This window comes from Actinomadura geliboluensis, from assembly GCF_005889745.1.
In the GTDB taxonomy this organism is placed as follows: Bacteria; Actinomycetota; Actinomycetes; order Streptosporangiales; family Streptosporangiaceae; genus Spirillospora; species Spirillospora geliboluensis.
The window spans coordinates 1-16954 of the sequence record NZ_VCKZ01000182.1; the positions used below are offsets into that span (position 1 = coordinate 1).

The window sequence follows — 16954 nt, forward strand, 5'->3', positions numbered from 1 at the left end:
ATCGCCAGCAGCCGCTCCACGGCGGCCTCCAGGTCGTCCACGTGCCAGTACATGATCGCCCCTCCGGGCCCGGCCGCCGCGGGGCCGCCGGGCCGGAACCGGGCGTCGATCAGGCCCAGCTCGTGCTCGGGCCTTGGCGTACTTGAGTTGATGCGGCCGGACACGCCGAGGTCGTCCTTGAGGCCGGTGGGCCACATGCGGCGGGGGGCGATGTCGACGCCGGGGCGGTGCAGGCGGTCGCGGGCGCGGGTCGCGCTCTCCTGGGCGACGTCGGTGGGCCAGTGGCGGCCGGTGCAGTTGTCGCAGCGGCCGCAGGGGGCGGCGGCCGGGTCGTCGAGCTGGCGGCGGAGGTACTCCTCGCGGCAGCCCGTGGTGGAGATGTAGTCGAGCATCGCCTGCTGCTCGCGGCGGCGCTCGGCGGTGACGCGCTCGTAGCGTTCGCGGTCGTAGGTCCAGGGGCGGCCGGTGGACGTCCAGCCGCCCTTGACGCGGCGGGCCGCGCCGTCCACGTCGAGGACCTTGAGCATCATCTCCAGGCGGGCCCGGGTGAGGTCGACCATCGGTTCGAGGGCGCCGGTGGAGAGCGGGCGGTCGGCCGAGTCGAGGACCTCCAGGGTGGTGCGGACCGTCTGCTCCGGAGGGAACGCCAGGCTGGCGAAGTAGGCCCAGATGTCGCGGTCCTCCCGGCCGGGGAGGAGGATGACCTCGGCGCGGTCGACGCCGCGGCCCGCGCGGCCGATCTGCTGGTAGTACGCCACCGGGGACTGCGGCGCGCCCATGTGGACGATGAAGCCGAGGTCGGGCTTGTCGAAGCCCATGCCGAGGGCGCTGGTCGCGACGAGGGCCTTGAGCTTGTTGTCCTGGAGGTCCTGCTCGGCCTGGAGGCGTTCGGCCTGCTCGGTCTGGCCGGAGTAGGCGGCGACCTCGTGGCCCCGGTCGCGGAGGTAGCCGGTGATCTCGTGGGCGGCGGCGACGGTGAGCGTGTAGATGATGCCGGAGCCGGGCAGGTCGGCGAGGTGCTCGCCGAGCCAGGCGATGCGCTGCTCGGCGGTGGGGAGCGCGGCGACGGCGAGGTGCAGCGACTCGCGTTCCAGCGGGCCGCGCAGGACGAGGGCGTCGTCGCCGGCGAGCTGCTCGGCGACGTCCTGGGTGACGCGGGCGTTGGCGGTCGCGGTGGTGGCGAGGACGGGGATGCCGGGCGGGAGCTCGGCGAGCAGGGTGCGCAGCCGCCGGTAGTCGGGGCGGAAGTCGTGGCCCCAGTCGGAGATGCAGTGCGCCTCGTCGACCACGACCAGCCCGGCCCCGGCGGCGAGCTTCGGCAGGACGAGATCGCGGAAGTCGGGGTTGTTGAGCCGTTCGGGGCTGACGAGCAGCACGTCGACCGCGCCCGCCTCGACCTCGGCGAAGATCTGCTCCCAGTCGCCGGTGTTGGACGAGTTGATCGTGCGGGCGTGGATGCCGGCCCGGTCGGCGGCCTCGATCTGGTTGCGCATCAGCGCCAGCAGCGGCGAGACGATCACGGTGGGGCCGGCGCCGCGCTCGCGGAGCAGCCGGGTCGCCACGAAGTACACCGCCGACTTGCCCCACCCGGTGCGCTGCACGACCAGGGCGCGGCGCCGGTCGACGACGAGCGCGCTGATCGCCGTCCACTGGTCGTCGCGGAGCCGCGCGTGGTCGCCGGCGAGGGCGCGCAGGCAGCGCTCGGCATCGTCCCGGAGCCCGTCTGAAGTGCTCATGTGTCCTTGGTACCAGCGCCGCGGAAGACACCGCACCAAAAACGCGTTCTGTGGAAAAGGCGGGTGGGAGCCGGGGCGTTGCGGCCGCGAGTGCGTGGGTAGCCTGCTGGTCAAGATCAGGTGACGGCGGGGAAGGAACACAGCGGGGGCAATGCGCGCTGCCGAACGATTGCGGCGGACCTGGCAGGTCCTGATGGACGGGCATCCCCCGGAACCGCCAGAGGAAGAGCCCGGTGAGGTCGTCGACCCGCGTGCGGTCGATCTCGTCCTGCGCGTCGGTGAACTGCTGCTGGCGAGCGGCGAGACCACCGAGCGCGTCAACGAGGCGATGCTCAGCCTGGCCGTGGCCTATGAGCTTCCCCGGTGCGAGGTCCAGGTCACGCTGACGAGCCTTCTGGTGTCGGCCCACCCGGGCAAGGGTGCGCCGCCGATGACGGGGACGCGGGCCATCCGGCGCCGTACCCCGGCCTACTGGCGCCTTACGGCGCTGCATGATCTCGTCCAGGACGCCTCCATCGGCATGTTGGAACTGGACGACGCGCACAAGCGCCTCGCGGGGATCAAGAGCGGGCGCGCGCCCTATCCGGCGTGGCTGATGGTCGTGTCGCTGGGCCTCATCGCCGCGTCGGGCAGTGTGCTGTCCGGCGGTGGGCCGCTCGTCGCGACGACCGCGTTCATCGCGACGGTGCTCGGCGACCGCACCGCCGCGGCGCTGGCGCGGCGCGGCATCGCGGAGTTCTTCCAGCTGACGGTCGCCGCCGCGATAGGAGCGGGAGCCGCGGTCATCGTGGTGGCCCTGGGCAATCCGAAGGACGCCTCCACCATCGTCACGGGCGCGATCCTGGCGCTGCTGCCGGGACGCCCCCTGGTCGCGAGCATTCAGGACGGCATCACCGGCGACCTGGTGAGCGCCGGGGCGCGGGTCCTGGAGGTCTTCTTCATGATCGCCGCGATCGTCGCCGGGCTCGGCGCGGTGGTCTACCTCGCGGTCAATTTGAACGTCCCCATCGACGTCAAGCATCTGCCCACGCCGGCGGCGGAGTTGCGGCCGGTCGCGGTGATCGCGGCGGCGGCGATCTCCGTGACGTTCGCGATCTCCCTTGCCGCGCCCAAGCAGGTCCTGCTGGCGGCGGCCTTGGGCGGTGCGCTCATCTGGGTGCTGTACGTCCTGTCGCGCGGGTGGAACGTCCCCCCGGTGCTGGCGGCGGCGGTGGCGGCGACGGTCGTCGGTGTCGCGGCGAACTGGCTGGCGCGAAGAAACCAGCAACCCGTCATGCCCTACGTGGTCCCGGCCATCGGCCCTCTGCTGCCCGGGACCGCGCTGTACCGCAGCATGGTGGAACTCAACACGGGCTCCCCGAACACGGGTGTGCTGAGCCTCATCGGGGCCGTGTCCGTGGCGCTGGCCTTGGGCGCCGGCGTGAACCTCGGTGGTGAGCTGGTCCGCGCGTTCCAGCGCGTCGGCCTCGGCGCGTCCGGACGGTGGGCCCGTCCCGCGGCCCGCCGTACGCGCGGTTTCTGAGCCCTCGTTCTGTCGGTGGCGGACGTTACGTTCGCGGCATGTACCGACAGGGAGACATCCTGATCCTGCCCGTGTCCGAGGAGGCGGTCCCGCGGTCCGTGCGCGACCTGCCGTCCGCTCCGCGCGACGGCCGGGGACGCATGGTGCTGGCCCTCGGAGAGGCCACCGGGCACGCGCACGCGCTGACCGCGCCGGGCTCGCTGCTGCGCACCCCCGACCCGCTCGCCCCGGACCATCTGCACCTGCCGTCCGGCGGGCGGCTGGTGCATGAGGAGCACGCGGCGATCACGCTGCCCAAGGGGTGGTACCGGGTGGTCCGCCAGCGCGAGTACGTGCCCGGCGCCGTGCGCGTCGTGGCGGACTGAGGGGGCGGGATGGTCACCGGAACCTTGCGCGAGACCCATTTCGTGGTCGGCGACTGGCAGGCGGCGGCGTTCGGCACCGGCCCCGCCGACCGCGCCCAGGCCGAGGCGGGGGTCGCCTCCGCCTACGCCTCCGCGGGCCTGCCCGCCCCTGAACGGTACGTGTGGGTCCCCTCCCCCGCGCGCGGCGCCGTCGCGGCGGCCGTCCTGGCGGGGCACGGCGACGCGCTGAAGGCGGCGGGGTTGGACGAGCTGGTCGAGCAGGCCCGCGCCGACCTCGGTGAAGGGCCGGCGGGCGGGAGCGTCCTCGCGGACGTCCGCACCCGCCCATGGGAGGCGATGCGTGCGGCGGCCTGCTCCGAACAGGGGCCGGAGCAGTGGCCGCGCACGTGGGCCGAGACGGGCGGCCTCCTGTGGGACCAGGTCCAGTCGCTGGTCACGCGGGTGCGCGCGGCCATCGGCGAGCAGGCCCACGCCGGGTCGCTCGCGGCCGGGAACGAGCGCCCCGCCCCGGATCAGGAGCAGGTGGCGTCCCTGCTGCGCGCCGCCACGCTCGACGCCGTACTCGGCCAGCACGACGCGCCGTGGCTGGCGCTGTTCGAGTCGCTCGGACGGCTGGACGGCCCTCTCGCGGGCCTTGCCGAGGTCGCCCGGTCGGCCGGCTGGTGGTGGCCCTACGAGCGGCTGGTGATCCTGTCGGAACGTCCGAGCGAGCTGCACCGCGACGAGCCCGGGCGGCTGCACCGCGGCGACGGCCCCGCTCTCGCCTACCCGGACGGGTTCGCGCTGCACGCCTGGCGCGGCATGCCCATCCCGCCCGACTTCGTGGCCTCGCTGACGGGACTGACGGCCGACCGGATCTCGGCGGAGGCGAACGCCGAACTGCGCCGGGTCATGCTGGAGATCTTCGGATACGACCGATACCTGGCCGAGACGGGCGCGCGTCCCCTGCACCGGGACGAGACGGGCGTCCTGTGGTCCATCGACCTGCCCGGCGATGAACCGGTGGTCATGGTCGAGGTGGTCAATTCCACCCCCGAACCTGACGGGACGTACCGCACCTACTATCTGCGCGTCCCGCCCGGCACCCGCACAGCGCGCGCGGGCGTCGCCTGGACGTTCGGCGTGGACGAGGCCGACTACCACCCCGAGAAGCAGACCTGAGCCCGCGGGCGTCCCTTGGTCGCACTTCCCCAGTCACCAAGGGACGCCCGTCTTTAACGCTCCAGCAGGGCCGGGATCCGTTCCAGGACGCCGCCGGCGAAGGTGTCGTAAAGCCCGAGGGGCTCCAGGTGGACGTAGCCGATGTGGCAGTCGCAGACGTCGAGCGGGCAGGGGCGCGGGGCCAGCGCGTCCCGGAACGTGCCGTCGTACAGGTTGCCCAGCACGGCCGGGACGAAGTGGCAGCGGCGGACGGTGCCGTCGCCGTCCACGGACACCACCGTGTCCCCCGTCCGGCAGGGGAGGCCGCGGCTGGCGTGCGGGCGGCGGCTGAGCGGGAAGAGCGGGTCGATCTCGGCCCAGGTGGCGGCTTCGGCGTCGTCGTAGACGCGCCCCTCGGCGGCGTTGACCCACAGGTAGGTGCCGGTGGGCAGGTCGGCGCGCAGACGGCGGGCGGCGTCGAGGTGTTCGGGCTGGCCGACAATGCCGACGCTGTACCGGACGCCGCGCTCAGCCAGGTCCCGGCACTTCCCTAGGAAGCGTTCATAGGGAACTTGGCCGGGATGGTAGGTCGCCCACAGCGCAAGCCGGGTGAGGTCGGCGTCGGCCGTCCACGACACGCGGTGGCTGAGGTTGGTCTGGATCGCGACCCGTTCGACATGCGGGAGATGGCTCAGCATGGTGAGCGCCTGCCGGTACCAGGAGCGCACCAGCCCCTCGCCCCACGGCGTGAACAGGACGGAGACGGGGTGCCCGCAGCCGGCGACCCATTCCGTGAAGCGTTCCAGGGCGGCGCGGTCGGCGCGCAACTGGTCCGGTGTGTCGCGGCGCTTGGCGAAGGGGCAGTACGGGCAGTCGTAGTCGCAGCTCGCGAGCGGCCCCCGGTAGAGGATCGTCAGGTGCCGCCCCATCAGCGCGCCTCGTAGGAGTCCATGAGGCCCTCGACGCGGGACGAGAAGAGCGCGGGGCCGATGGCGTCGGAGTAGGCGAGCCCTTCCGGCGTGAGCCGCACCGTGGTGTCGGACGTCTCCAGCCATCCGCGCTCACCGAACGCTGCGAAGTCGGCCGCGAAGTCGTCCAGTGGGTCGCTGTCGAAGCGCGCGCGGTACTCGGCCCGGTCGACCCCGGCCGCCTGCAGCAGGGACTGGAGCAGATGGCGGCGGCGTTGCTCGTCGCCGTCCAGGGTGAACCCGACACGGGCGGTGGTGAAGTCGGTCTCGCTCACGTAGGAGTCGATGATGGAGCGCACCTGCCCGGCGCCCACCGCGTACTCGAACGAGTAGTGCAGGCGGGAGGTGTAGGAGCGGGCTCCGCAGCCGAGCCCGACCATGCCGTCCGTCTGGCAGCAGTACTCGGTGCCGTTGGCGGTGTCTCCGGGGAGCCGGAACATCCGCATCGACACCTGCTCGTAGCCTTCGGCAAGAAGGTGGTCACGGCCGATGCCGTACAGGGTGAGGCGCTGGTCGTCCCAGTCTTGGGCGCGGCGGCCCAGACCCGTCAGCGGACGGACGTAGAGGGGGTACAGGTAGACCTCCTCGGGGCGCCATGCAAGCGCGGCGTCCAGGGAGTGCAGCCATGTCGCGGGCGTCTGGCCGTCGATGCCGTAGATGAGGTCGATGTTGAGGGTCGGGAAGCCCACGGCCCGGATGCGGTCCAGCGCGGCCTCCACTTCGGCACGCTTCTGAGGCCGGACCGCCGCGCGCGCCTCCTCGTCCAGGAAGCTCTGCACGCCGATCGAGATGCGGGTGGTTCCGCGTTCGGCGAGGACGGTCAGGCGGTCGGTGGTGGCGGTGGCCGGGGACGTCTCCACGCCGAGCGGGATCGTCCCGAAGCCCTTGAAGCGTCCGGCGATGTCGCAGAGGCGCTCCAGCTCCGGGGCGGTGAAGTAGGTCGGTGTGCCGCCGCCGAACGCGGCCGTGGCGAAGGCGGGGCCGTCCAGGGCGTCCAGTACGGCGGTCGCCTGCCGGTCGAGGGCGTCCAGGTAGGCGCCGGTCAGTTCTTCGGGCGCGCCCGTGCGCGTGAAAAGGTTGCAGAAGCCGCACCGCATCTCGCAGAAGGGCACGTGGAGGTACAGGAAGAGCGAGTCGAGCGGCTCCCCCGCCCACACGTCGCGCAGTGGAGGCGCCGGGTCCAGCGGACGGTAGGCGGTCTTGTGCGGGTACGCGTACACGTATCCCTGGTAAGGCTTCACTGTAGAACGAACTCCCCGTACGGAACGGTCCAGACGACCTCGTGGCCGATGCGGTGCCCGGTGTGGCCGTCCTCGCCGTAGGCCGTTCCGTGGTCGGAGCAGACGATGACGAAGCAGGGGCGGCGCATCAGCGCGAACAGGCGCCCGATGTGGGCGTCGACATGGCGGAGGGCGGCGGCGTGGCTGGCGCGCGTGTCGCCGTCGTCCCGGGTGGCGCCGGGCAGATAGAACCAGTTGGGCTGGTGCAGCGACGCGACGTTCACCAGCAGGAACAGCCGCCGGTCGGACGGCAGCCGCGCCATGGTCTCGGCGACGCGGTCGATCTGGTTGGGCAGCGCGTCGGGGTCGGTCACGCCGAACGCGGGCTCCCAGTGGCTCTCGGCGAACAGGGACGGCAGCGCCGACCCGAGCGGCGTCAGCTTGTTGAAGAACCCGACGCCGCCCACGCAGACGGTGTGGTAGCCGGCGGCGGCGAGCCCGGACGGCAGGTCGGCGGCGTCGAACGTCCACGTGTGGGGCGCGGTCGTCTCGCTGCCGGGGAACGCCCCCGCGAAAAGACGCGGGTGCGGCCCAGGGGACGCGGGGGTCGGCATGAACCCGGCCAGCATCGCGGCGTGCGCCGCATAGGTGAAACTGCCCGGCGTGTGGCGGCGCTCCCAACGGCCCCCTGGGAGCAGCCCGGCGAGTGTGGGCGTCTCCCCTGCCGCGGCCAGTTCGGCGGCCACGTCGTAGCGGAGCGTGTCGAGAGTCACCAGCAGCAGATCGTGGGTGCCGACGATGGCGTTCATGTCGTGCGACACGCCTGTACCCATGTTCGTCACGCCGCCGCCCCCGCCGCGTCCTGGAGCAGAGCGACCTGGGCGCCGTACGTGTCGAGTCCCTCGGCCGGGCTACCGGGTAGACCGGTAAGCCCGGGTAGCAGGTCGCCGAACGCGTTCACCTCGCAGACGGCGAACCGCTTCAGGCCGATCCCCACGAGCAGGTCGACGCCGACCATCGGGCTGCCCGGGAAACAGGACGCGGCCCGCGCGCACACGTCGAGTGCCCGCCGCCATCTGGTCTCGCCGAGCACGCGCTGCACGGCTCCCAGGTCGCCCCTGGCGCCGCCAAGATGCAGGTTGGTCATGGGCGTTCGGCTCGTCCGGACGACCGCGTGCGTGGGTTCGCCGCCGATGACGACGACCCGCAGGTCGAACACGCGGCCGTTGATCGTGGCCTTGGGCAGCCACCGCTCGACGTGCAGGCCGTCCGGCGCGAGCAGGTCGATGAGCGCGGCGACCTCCTCCTCGGTCTCGTAGGAGCGGACGCGCAGCGAGTTGACCAGCTGCCCGTCCGCCATGGACGCCGAGGTCACGGCCCTGATCCGGTCCGGCGGCGCGGTCTGCAGCGCCACCACCCCGGACGCGGACGAGCCGTGCGCGGGCTTGACGAACACGCGCCGCTCCCCCGCCTCGTCCATCCGGGACCGGAGCGCCGCGTAGCCGGAGACGCCCGGCAGCGCGGCCGGGACGGGGACCCCGGCCGCCAGCAGGCGGGCGTGCGACCGCCGCTTGTCGAACATGACCGCGATCTCCTCGACGTCGCCGAGCAGGCGGGCGCCCGCCGCCGACGCCTCCCCGGACATCCGCCGCAGCGCCGCCGTGAACGTCCGGTGCCAGCGGGCGCCGCCGCCCACCCGGGCCGGTTCGCCGGGGCCGCGCAGCAGCGCGTCGGCCTCGCGGTCCTCGCCCGGCGAGTCGACGCGCACGAGGTCGCCCGCGGCCAGGCCGAGCGGGGCGCCGCGCAGGACGTCCGCCCAGGGCACGACCCGCGGTTCGGGCAGCCCGGCGGACCGGCACGCCGCCGCGAACAGCACGGGGCGCCGGTCGCCGGGCGTCCCCACGACGACGAGGCTCATTCGGCGACCGCGATGTAGGAGCCGCTCATGTCGAACTCGAGCCGGCGCCACTGGGGCTTCAGCCACTCGGGGAACCCCTGCGGATCGTCCAGGTTCACCCGGACGCCCGGCAGCGCCTCCCGCACCCGCGCGCCCATCTCCTCGGTCAGGAAGTGGTGGTGCAGGTCGAGGTCGGCGAGGTGGCCGAGCGGCCGGCCGGCCAGCAGCGCCTCCGCGCCCGCGTCGGTGAGCGTGCCGAGCGCGAGGCTCAGCGACTCCAGCCGCGCGATGACGGGCGCGTCCGCGACGGCCTCGGCGATCCGGTCGTGGCCCGAGGCGTTCTCCAGCCCGAGGTGGCGCAGGGCGGGCAGCCGCTCCCCCGCGAGGATCGGGGCGAGGTCGTCGAGGGAGGCGAGCCAGTCCAGTTGGCCGCCGCCCAGCCACAGGTCGAGGTGGCGCAGCCCCGGCAGGTCGCTCTCGGCCACCGACCGGACGATCTCGGCGGGCAGCATGGCCGCCTCGAACCGCAGCGTCCGCAGCCGGGCGCCGGCGCGGGCGTCCAGCACCGGGAACAGCAGCCCGTCGGAGCCGCGCACCTCGAAGTGCTCCAGCTCGGGGAACGCCTCGAACAGCGGCGCGACGTCGGTGTGCTTGATCCATGAGAGGTGCAGGTCCCAGTCGCGGATGTCGCCGAGGAACAGCGCCCGGAGGCGCGGCAGCCGGTCGGCGGCGGCCACCAGCCGCTCCACCGGGTCGAACTCGGTGCAGTCGAACCCCCAGAAGCCGATGATCAGGTGGGTGACCCGCGCGGTGTCGACCTCCTGGAGGAAGCGGTCGAAGTTCTCGGGGACCTCCGCGCCCCACACCCCGTTGTCGTGGATGTGGTGGTAGATCCCCCAGGCGACGTCCCCGGCGGCGGGGAGCGGGCCGCCCTCCGGGTCCCCGTCGAACGCGTGGACGGGGAGCCCGGCGAACGTCGAGAGGCGTTCCTCGATCATTCGGACACCGCGATGTAGCGCCACTCGCCGTCCGGCTTCTCCTGCTCGTCCAGGTCGACCTCGACGCCGGGCAGCGCGGCCTTCACCCGCTCGATCATCGCGTCCGACAGGAAGTGGTGGTGCAGGTCCAGCTTGCGCAGGTGGGTGAGCGGCTGCCCGGACAGCAGCGCCTCGGCGCCCTGGTCGGTGAGGATGCCCATGGCGAGGCTGAGCGACTCCAGGCGCGCCACGACGGGCGCGCCCGCGACGGCCGCGGCGATCTCGTCCTGGATCTCGCTGTCCTCCAGGCCGAGGTGGCGCAGCGCGGGCAGCCGCTCGCCGCCGAGCAGCGGCGCGAGGTCGGCGACCGCGGTGTCGCCGCCGTAGTTCTCCTCGCCGAGCCACAGGTCGAGGTGCTCCAGGTTCGGCAGCTCGCTCGCGCCCACGGCCCGGACGATGCGGGCCGGGAGCCCGCCCGACTCGAACCGCAGCACCTTGAGCCGCTCGCTCTTCACCGGGTCGAGGGCGAGGTTCTGCGCGCCGCGCACCTCGAGCCGCTCCAGGTCCGGGAACGCGGTGAACAGCGGCGTGATGTCGGAGTGCTCGATCCAGGAGATCTCCGCCTCCTCGCCCGTGATGTCGCCGAGGAACAGCGCCCGCAGCTTCGGGAAGGACGCGGCGGCCTTGGTGAGCACGTCGACCGGGTCGGCGGCGCCGGAGTCGTAGTCCGCGCCCCAGTAGCCGATGATCAGCGCGGTGATCTCGGCGGTGTCGACCGTCTGCACGAAGCGCGCGAAGACGTCGGCGAAGTCCTCCTCGTCGAAGGCCGTCCCGACGTACCAGGCGGCCTCGCCCGCCGCCGGGTACTCCTCACCGGTGACCGGGTCGGTGCCGGCGTCCCCCGCGTCGCCCGTCTCGGTCTCGTGGTTGAACGTGGCCACCGGCAGGCCGGCGTATTCCTCAAGGTGCTGATAAACGCCCATGGGTCCCCTTCGCGAGTTCGTCGGCACCATGTCCTATCAGGACCGACGGACAAACCGCGCGGTTTCCGGCGAGGGCCCCGGCGGCGGGCGCCCCGGTGCGGGGCGCCCGGCACCGGCGTCAGGAGGCGATCAGCACCGACCCCTTGTACTTGTCCTCGACGAACTTCTTGACCTCGGGGCCCTGCAGCAGCTGGACGAGCTTCTTCACGCGCGCGTCGTCCTTGTTCTCCGGCAGCGTCACGATGCCGTTGGCGTACGGGTTGCCCTCGGCCTTCTCGGCGGCGAGCGCCTCCTTGTTCGGCGACAGCCCGGCCTCGATGGCGTAGTTGCCGTTGATGACCGACAGGGCCACGTCGTCCAGCGACCGGGGCAGCTGCGCGGCCTTGACCGGCGTGAACTTCAGGTTCTTGGGGTTGGTCGCGATGTCGCGCGGGGTCGCGGTCGTCGGCGCGTCCGGCTTCAGGGTGATCAGGCCGTTGTCGGCGAGCAGCTTCAGCGCGCGCCCCCCGTTGGCCGGGTCGTTCGGGACGGCGACCTCGGCGCCCCGCGGGACGTCCTGGAGGTTCTTCACCTTCTTGGAGTAGACGCCGAGCGGCTCCAGGTGGACGGGCGCGACGAACGTCAGCTTCGTCCCCGACTGCTTCTCGAACTCCTCCATGAACGGGACGTGCTGGAAGTAGTTCGCGGTGACCTGCTTCTCCTTCAGCGCGGTGTTCGGCTGCTGGTAGTCGCTGAACTCCACGATCTCGATCTTGAGCCCGGCCTTGTCGGCCAGATTGTCCTTGACGTAGGTCAGGATGTCGCCGTGCGGGACGGGGTTGACCGCGACCTTCAGCGGGGCGTCCGGATCGTCCGACGCCTCCGACGAGCCGCAGGCGGTCAGCCCTACGAGGAGACCGACGGAGGCCAGCGCGACAGTGAGCTTGCGAAGCACGACACGTGCCTTTCTGTGGGTTAGCGGTGGGTCAGGCGGCGGGCGACGAGGTCCCCCGCGGCCTGGATGAACAGGACCAGGACGACGAGCAGCGCCACGGTCGCGAGCATGACCTTGGTCTCGAAGCGCTCGTAGCCGTAGACGACGGCGAGGTTGCCGAGCCCGCCGCCGCCGACCGTCCCGGCCATGGCCGTGTAGCCGATCAGCGCGATGACGGTGACGGTCAGGCCCGACACCAGGCCGGGCCGGGCCTCGCGCAGCAGGACCTTGCCGACGATCTCCCGGCGGGTGGCGCCCATGGCGTCCGCCGCCGCGAGCACGCCCGGGTCGACCTCGCGCAGCGCGATCTCGACGAGCCGCGCGTAGAACGGGATGGCGCCGATCGTCAGCGGGACGATCGCGGCGGCGTTGCCGATGCTCGTGCCGACGACCAGCCGGGTGAACGGGATGATCGCCACCATCAGGATCAGGAACGGCAGCGAGCGGCCGATGTCGACGACGACGCCGAGGGCCCGGTTCACGGGCTGGGCGGGCAGCAGCCCGCCGCGCTCGGTCACGACCAGCAGCACGCCGAGCGGCAGCCCGAGCACGACGGTGAACAGCGTGGCCACGCCGGTCATGTAGAGGGTGTCCACCGTGGCGGGCCACAGCAGCGGAGCGACCTCGTCCCAGGTCATCGGACGTCCTCCCGGTCGTCGTCGGCGGCCCGGCCGGCACCGCCGGGCGGGGTGGCGGGGTCGCCGGCGTGCTTGACGTCGACGGTCAGCCCGGACTCGCGCAGGAACGCGAGCTGGGCGGCGTTCGCCGCGGGGTCGCCGGGCAGTTCGAGCTGGAGGCGGCCGACGCGCTCGCCGCCGACCGTCTCGACGGCGCCGCCGAGGATGTTCACGTCCAGCGAGTACTTGCGGGCCAGCGCCGACACGAACGGCTCGTCGGTGGCGCCGCCGGTGAAGGTGACCTCGACGAGCGTCCAGCCGTCGCGGGGCTCGGCCGGCGGCAGCGGGAACAGGTCCCGGGCGAGCTCGGAGCCGGGCCGGGCAAGCAGCCGGGTGACGGGCCCCGACTCGGTGATCCGGCCGTCCCGCATGACCGCGGCCGAGTCGCAGATGCGCTTCACCACGTCCATCTCGTGGGTGATCAGCAGGACGGTGAGGCCGAGCCGCCGGTTGAGATCGCGCAGCAGCTCCAGGATGGACGCGGTCGTCTCCGGGTCGAGCGCGGAGGTCGCCTCGTCCGACAGCAGCACCTTGGGACGGCCGGCGAGGGCGCGGGCGATGCCGACGCGCTGCTTCTGCCCGCCGGAGATCTGCGCCGGGTACGCCTTCGCGTGCTCGGTGAGCCCGACCAGGTCCAGCAGCTCGGCGACGCGCTCGGCCCGCTCCGCGCGCGGGACGCCCATGACCTCCAGCGGGAACGCGACGTTCCCGGCGACGGTCCGGCTGCCGAGCAGGCCGAAGTGCTGGTGGATCATGCCGATGCCCTGGCGGGCGCGGCGCAGGTTCCCGCCGCGCAGCGCGAGCAGGTCCTGCCCGCCGACCACGACGCGGCCCTCGTCCGGGCGCTCCAGCAGGTTGACGCAGCGCAGCAGGGTGCTCTTGCCGGCGCCGCTGCGGCCGAGGACGCCGAAGACCTCGCCCTCGGCGACGGTCAGATCGACCCCGTCGACGGCGATCACCTCGCGGCCGCGGTCGCGGTAGCTTTTTCGAAGTTTCTCGATCTGGATCACAGGAAAACATCCATGCGGGCACGGGCGCCGGACGAGCGGCGGCGGTCAGCGGGACGGCGAGCGGCGCGGGCGAGCGCGGGCGGCACGGCGCGGCGTGCGGCATGCGGCGTGCGGCATGCGCGGCGCGCGAACGCTCGGGGGGAACGCCTGCAAGGCGCCTGGGAAGCGCCTACGAGGGCAGGCGCCTAGGAGCGGCCGGGCGGGAACGGTGCGTGGCTCAGCAGGTGGCGTTCGAAGAACATGGGCGACTCAGGGGTGTGGCGGACAGGCTCGCTTCGGGGCGCGAGACGCAGGACGGCAGGGGCCCTCAGCGGCCACACATTCGCCGGCAACACGTAGCCCGCATGGCCCGCCGCATCGGCGGGCGGTGCTCACGGCACGGGCGTACGGAAGACATGTCAGCAGTTAACCGGCTTCACACCAGTGACCGCAAATCCGGCGGGTGTGATGTCCATCGCGCTGAGTGGCGGACGCCGACGGGGACGTCCGCGCTCAGTCGTCGCGGTAGTCGATGTAGGTGCTGCCGGACCCGCTGTGGACGGAGATCGACCGCGCGGCGCCCTCGTCGACGACGGCGGGGTTGAGGTGGGTGCCGCCCGAGCCCGTCCCGGCCCGGACGCGGTAGCGCGACCCCGGCGGCACGATGATCTTCGCCGTGCCCGACCCGGCGGACGCCTCGACGGCGCCCGGCGGCTCGGCGTAGCGCAGGTCGAGGGAGCCGGACGACACCCGCGCCCGGGTCTTGGCCGCGGCCAGCCCGGTCCCGGTGATCGCGCCGGACCGGGCCTCCAGCCGCAGCCGGCCGCGCACCCCGGCGACGCCGATCTCGCCGGACCCGGTGCGCAGGTCGAGGTCGCCGGTCAGGCCCCGCACGCTGATCTCCCCGGATCCGGACACCGCCGACACGCGCGTCCCCGCCGGGACCTGGACGTCGATGTCGGCGCCGCAGCCGCCGAGCACGTCCGAACTTCCGCAGCGGAACGTCACGAACAGCACGTCGTCCACGAGGGATTCCGTGACGCCGGGCCGGTCCAGGCCCCAGCGGAGCCTCGTGTAGACGCGGGCCTCGCCGTCCGGGCCGGGGCCGACGGAGACGGCGGCGCCGTCCATGTCGAGGCGCAGCTCCCTGATCACGTGGTGGTAGGGGGTGACGGACGCCGAGGTCTGCCGGACGGCCCGTCCGAGCGCCGCGAGCAGGACGGGCGTCACCACGGCCAGCGCGGTCGCGATCGCCAGCGCGATCCATACGCCGCGCCGCCGGGGCCGGCCCGCTGCGGTGGCCTCCTCCTGCCCGGCGGTCATGTGTCGCCGTCCAGGAAGCGCAGCACGGCGAGGACGCGCCGGTGGTCGCCCTGGGCGTCCGGCAGGTCGAGCTTGGCGAAGATGCTGTTGATGTGCTTGGCGACCGCGCTCTCGCTCACCACCAGCGCCGCGGCGATGCCCGCGTTGGAGCGGCCCTCCGCCATGACGGCCAGCACCTCCCGCTCGCGCGGGGTGAGCCGGCCGAGCGGGTCGGCGTGCCGGCGCAGCAGCAGCTGCGAGACGACCTCGGGGTCCAGCGCGGTGCCGCCGGCGGCGACGCGGCGCAGCGCGTCCAGGAAGACCGAGACGTCCGCGACCCGGTCCTTGAGCAGGTAGCCGATGCCGCCGGCGCCGCTCGACAGCAGGTCGGCGGCGTAGCGCTCCTCGACGTACTGCGACAGCAGCAGCACCGCGACCTCGGGCGCCTCCCGCCGCATGACGAGCGCCGCGCGGACGCCCTCGTCGGTGAAGCCGGGCGGCATCCGGACGTCCACGATCGCCGCGTCGGGGCGGTGCGCGCGGACGGCGGCGAGCAGCCCCTCGGCCTCGCCGACGGCCGCCGCGACCTCGAACCCGGCGGTCTCCAGCAGCTTGATCAGCCCGGCCCGGAGCAGGACCGAGTCCTCGGCGATCACAACGCGCACGGCAGCTCCACGGTGACGGTCGTCGGGCCCCCGGCGGGGCTGGTGATCCGGAACGCGCCGTCCACCGACCGGACGCGGCGCGCGAGCCCGGTCAGGCCCGTCCCGGCGGACGGGTCGGCGCCGCCCGCGCCGTCGTCGCGCACCGTCACCCGCAGCAGGTCGCCCCGGCGGACGACCTCGACGTCCACCTCGGCGGCGCGGGCGTGCCGGACGACGTTGGTGAGGGCCTCGGACACGACGAAGTACGCGACGGCCTCGACGGTGGAGGAGGCGCGCGGCTCCACCTCGACCCGCAGCCGGACAGGCAGCGGCACGCGGGCGGCGACGCCGGACAGCGCGGCGTCCAGGCCGCGGTCCTCCAGCACGGCGGGGTGCAGGCCGCGGATCAGCGTGCGCAGCTCGGCGAGGGCCTCCTTGGCCTCCTCGTGCGCCTCGACGATCACCCGCATGGCGTCGTCGGGGACGCCGGTGAGGGTCTCGCGGGCCAGGCCGAGGTTCAGCGCGAGGGACACGAGGCGCTGCTGCGCGCCGTCGTGCAGGTCCCGTTCGATGCGGCGGCGTTCGAGGTCGGCGGCGTCGACCACGCTGGCGCGCTTCTCGGCGAGGTCCTCGACGCGGCGCCGCAGCTCCTCCGCGCGGTCGGGGCCGAGCAGCCCGGCGGCGGCGCGGGCGTCCAGCCGCCGCACGCCCGCCGCCGCCCAGGGCGCCGCCGCGAGGAGCAGGACGCCGGTCACGACGAGCGCACCCGATTTGACCGGGTTGCCGAACACGCCGACGTGGGGCAGCGCCCACGCGTAGAGGGGCACGGCGCTGAGGACGGCCCCCGCCGCCCACATCATGATCACGGCCAGTCCGCCGAGCGCGAGCGGCGGGCCCGCGACCAGGTGGTACTGCAGCTTCCGCCACACCTCGGGCGAGCGCACGTCGCGGAGCGGATCCCACGGGCGCCCGTCGGCCAGGTCCGGCATGGGCGGAATGTGCAGGCCGAGCACGGCCCAGCACCGCTCCCGCTGCCACGCCGTCAGCGGACGCAGCGCGAGCAGCGGAAAGGCGATCGTCGCGGCGGTCAGGACGAGGACCGGCACGACGTCCACGGGTGCCCAGACCGCCCAGACCGAGCCCGGGACCGCCCATCCGGCGACCTGCAGCGGCACCCCGGAGGCGACGAACACGGTGTCGCGCCACGCCGCCGCCGTCCACGGCGCGCGCACGCGGGCACGGGCGACCGCGGAGATGGATGCCATGCGGCAACCGTATTGGCACGCTTCGTCCGCCACCATGGACCAAACCGGAGGACGGGGGTGAACCTAGTGCCACCCCAAGTCGGATGGCGATGCCACTGACCGCGCCGGGCGCCGCGGCAAGGCTGTGACCGGGCGTCCCGGAGCGCGGATGCCGCAACCGGATCACCGTCCTCTGGGAGTGCCGAAATGGTCACCACCGTCCCCCGCCCCGTCTCGTCCAAGGTCTCCTTCCGGCGCCGGCCGGTCCCCGATGTAGGGCGCGCCCTAGAGGGGCGGTGGGTGGGATGGGGGTTCAT

General features: G+C 73.4%; 16 protein-coding genes. 3 read left to right on the forward strand and 13 right to left on the reverse strand.

The features are described 5' to 3' along the window. On the reverse strand, positions 1 to 1736 hold a 1736-nt coding region (locus tag ETD96_RS23470), incomplete at its 3' end, for a RecQ family ATP-dependent DNA helicase (RefSeq protein WP_138638633.1). A gap of 151 nt (positions 1737 to 1887) precedes the next feature. Between ETD96_RS23470 and ETD96_RS23475 the strand changes: the two genes are divergently transcribed. Genes ETD96_RS23475 through ETD96_RS23485 form a run of 3 tightly spaced genes read left to right on the forward strand, consistent with a single transcriptional unit; the run spans position 1888 to position 4784 of the window. Then, the gene (locus tag ETD96_RS23475; protein ID WP_240808072.1) at positions 1888 to 3258 is read left to right on the forward strand and encodes a threonine/serine exporter family protein; all 1371 of its coding nucleotides are present in this window, start codon (positions 1888 to 1890) and stop codon (positions 3256 to 3258) included. A 38-nt stretch (positions 3259 to 3296) separates the two neighbouring features. Then, a complete protein-coding gene (locus ETD96_RS23480; protein WP_138638634.1) occupies positions 3297 to 3623 on the forward strand; it encodes a hypothetical protein in 327 nt (108 codons plus the stop codon). Positions 3624 to 3632: 9 nt separating this feature from the next. Continuing rightward, positions 3633 to 4784 (forward strand): DUF6745 domain-containing protein, encoded by a 1152-nt coding sequence (locus ETD96_RS23485; protein ID WP_138638635.1) that lies wholly within the window; start codon positions 3633 to 3635, stop codon positions 4782 to 4784. A gap of 53 nt (positions 4785 to 4837) precedes the next feature. Here ETD96_RS23485 and ETD96_RS23490 read toward each other — a convergent pair whose 3' ends face one another. The 12 genes from ETD96_RS23490 to ETD96_RS23545 form a co-directional block, all read right to left on the reverse strand. Next, positions 4838 to 5692, reverse strand: a complete 855-nt coding sequence (locus ETD96_RS23490; RefSeq protein WP_138638636.1) for an STM4011 family radical SAM protein — start codon at positions 5690 to 5692, stop codon at positions 4838 to 4840. Beyond that, positions 5692 to 6972: an STM4012 family radical SAM protein gene (locus ETD96_RS23495; RefSeq protein ID WP_240808074.1), complete on the reverse strand. Its 1281-nt coding sequence runs from the start codon at positions 6970 to 6972 to the stop codon at positions 5692 to 5694. The genes ETD96_RS23490 and ETD96_RS23495 overlap by 1 nt, the downstream gene beginning before the upstream one ends. Then, on the reverse strand, positions 6969 to 7760 hold the full coding sequence (locus ETD96_RS23500) for an STM4013/SEN3800 family hydrolase (RefSeq protein WP_171069190.1): 792 nt from the start codon (positions 7758 to 7760) through the stop codon (positions 6969 to 6971). Before ETD96_RS23500 ends, ETD96_RS23495 begins: the two co-directional genes overlap by 4 nt. A gap of 29 nt (positions 7761 to 7789) precedes the next feature. Then, entirely contained in the window at positions 7790 to 8869 is a 1080-nt protein-coding gene (locus ETD96_RS23505; RefSeq protein WP_138638638.1) for an STM4014 family protein, read from the reverse strand. Next, positions 8866 to 9846, reverse strand: a complete 981-nt coding sequence (locus ETD96_RS23510; protein ID WP_138638639.1) for an STM4015 family protein — start codon at positions 9844 to 9846, stop codon at positions 8866 to 8868. Before ETD96_RS23510 ends, ETD96_RS23505 begins: the two co-directional genes overlap by 4 nt. Then, positions 9843 to 10808, reverse strand: a complete 966-nt coding sequence (locus ETD96_RS23515) for an STM4015 family protein (RefSeq protein ID WP_138638640.1) — start codon at positions 10806 to 10808, stop codon at positions 9843 to 9845. The genes ETD96_RS23510 and ETD96_RS23515 overlap by 4 nt, the downstream gene beginning before the upstream one ends. A gap of 118 nt (positions 10809 to 10926) precedes the next feature. After that, the gene (locus tag ETD96_RS23520) at positions 10927 to 11742 is read right to left on the reverse strand and encodes a MetQ/NlpA family ABC transporter substrate-binding protein (RefSeq protein ID WP_138638641.1); all 816 of its coding nucleotides are present in this window, start codon (positions 11740 to 11742) and stop codon (positions 10927 to 10929) included. 20 nt (positions 11743 to 11762) lie between these two features. Continuing rightward, complete coding sequence (locus ETD96_RS23525) at positions 11763 to 12419, reverse strand: methionine ABC transporter permease (RefSeq protein WP_138638642.1); 657 nt, start codon at positions 12417 to 12419, stop codon at positions 11763 to 11765. After that, positions 12416 to 13468 (reverse strand): methionine ABC transporter ATP-binding protein, encoded by a 1053-nt coding sequence (locus ETD96_RS23530; RefSeq protein WP_138638643.1) that lies wholly within the window; start codon positions 13466 to 13468, stop codon positions 12416 to 12418. The genes ETD96_RS23525 and ETD96_RS23530 overlap by 4 nt, the downstream gene beginning before the upstream one ends. A gap of 492 nt (positions 13469 to 13960) precedes the next feature. Further along, on the reverse strand, positions 13961 to 14770 hold the full coding sequence (locus ETD96_RS23535; RefSeq protein ID WP_138638644.1) for a DUF4097 family beta strand repeat-containing protein: 810 nt from the start codon (positions 14768 to 14770) through the stop codon (positions 13961 to 13963). Continuing rightward, positions 14767 to 15414: a response regulator gene (locus tag ETD96_RS23540; RefSeq protein WP_138638645.1), complete on the reverse strand. Its 648-nt coding sequence runs from the start codon at positions 15412 to 15414 to the stop codon at positions 14767 to 14769. Before ETD96_RS23540 ends, ETD96_RS23535 begins: the two co-directional genes overlap by 4 nt. Next, complete coding sequence (locus ETD96_RS23545; RefSeq protein WP_138638646.1) at positions 15402 to 16658, reverse strand: sensor histidine kinase; 1257 nt, start codon at positions 16656 to 16658, stop codon at positions 15402 to 15404. The genes ETD96_RS23540 and ETD96_RS23545 overlap by 13 nt, the downstream gene beginning before the upstream one ends. Positions 16659 to 16954 lie beyond the last annotated feature (296 nt).

Excerpts from the sequence above, each read along its gene's own strand:
- ETD96_RS23505 (WP_138638638.1), bottom strand. The coding sequence starts at position 8,869 with ATGAGCCTCGTCGTCGTGGGGACGCCCGGCGACCGGCGCCCCGTGCTG.
- ETD96_RS23545 (WP_138638646.1), bottom strand. The coding sequence starts at position 16,658 with ATGGCATCCATCTCCGCGGTCGCCCGTGCCCGCGTGCGCGCGCCGTGG.
- ETD96_RS23535 (WP_138638644.1), bottom strand. The coding sequence starts at position 14,770 with ATGACCGCCGGGCAGGAGGAGGCCACCGCAGCGGGCCGGCCCCGGCGG.
- ETD96_RS23525 (WP_138638642.1), bottom strand. The coding sequence starts at position 12,419 with ATGACCTGGGACGAGGTCGCTCCGCTGCTGTGGCCCGCCACGGTGGAC.
- ETD96_RS23490 (WP_138638636.1), bottom strand. The coding sequence starts at position 5,692 with ATGGGGCGGCACCTGACGATCCTCTACCGGGGGCCGCTCGCGAGCTGC.
- ETD96_RS23480 (WP_138638634.1), top strand. The coding sequence starts at position 3,297 with ATGTACCGACAGGGAGACATCCTGATCCTGCCCGTGTCCGAGGAGGCG.
- ETD96_RS23485 (WP_138638635.1), top strand. The coding sequence starts at position 3,633 with ATGGTCACCGGAACCTTGCGCGAGACCCATTTCGTGGTCGGCGACTGG.
- ETD96_RS23475 (WP_240808072.1), top strand. The coding sequence starts at position 1,888 with ATGCGCGCTGCCGAACGATTGCGGCGGACCTGGCAGGTCCTGATGGAC.
- ETD96_RS23510 (WP_138638639.1), bottom strand. The coding sequence starts at position 9,846 with ATGATCGAGGAACGCCTCTCGACGTTCGCCGGGCTCCCCGTCCACGCG.
- ETD96_RS23515 (WP_138638640.1), bottom strand. The coding sequence starts at position 10,808 with ATGGGCGTTTATCAGCACCTTGAGGAATACGCCGGCCTGCCGGTGGCC.
- ETD96_RS23500 (WP_171069190.1), bottom strand. The coding sequence starts at position 7,760 with ATGAACGCCATCGTCGGCACCCACGATCTGCTGCTGGTGACTCTCGAC.